At 72.4% G+C, this 490-nt stretch carries 1 protein-coding gene; it reads right to left on the reverse strand.

The window, feature by feature from the left end:
* The coding region (locus tag Q0L15_RS21405; protein ID WP_296606783.1) for a penicillin-binding transpeptidase domain-containing protein at nt 1–490 on the reverse strand (490 nt) is incomplete at both ends.

A 490-nucleotide genomic window follows, 5' to 3' on the forward strand; every position in this document is an offset into this window, starting at 1 on the left:
TCACCGGCGGGCCGGGGACATCCAGCAGTCCGACGCCGCTGCCCGAGGTGACCACGGCCCGCAGCATCTCGCGCAGCTGGCCGGCCTCCCGCTTGCTCAGCGGGTCGGCCTCCTCCGGCACGGACACGTCGACGGAGTCGATCATCCGGGGCACCACGGTGTGGCCGGCCTGGATCGACGCGATCACGGTCGCCATCGCCATCGGGGAGGCGAGGACGGTGCCCTGCCCGATCAGGTCGGCGGCGGCCTCGGTCTCCGACGCCGGCGGCTCGACGCTGCCGAAGTACGCGGGGAAGCCGAGGTCGTGGTCGATCCCCAGCCCGAGCGACGCCGCCGCGGCCGCGAGGTCGCCGTCCTTCAACCGACCGGCCTGCGAGATGACGGCTGTGTTGCAGGAGTTCGCGATCGCGGTCCGCAGCGGGATCCGGCCGAGGGCGCCGCTCGGGTAGTCGTCGTAGTTCTCGAACCGCTTGCCGTCGACGACGATAGA

The sequence above is a fragment of the Nocardioides sp. genome, assembly GCF_024509035.1.
In the GTDB taxonomy this organism is placed as follows: domain Bacteria; phylum Actinomycetota; class Actinomycetes; order Propionibacteriales; family Nocardioidaceae; genus Nocardioides.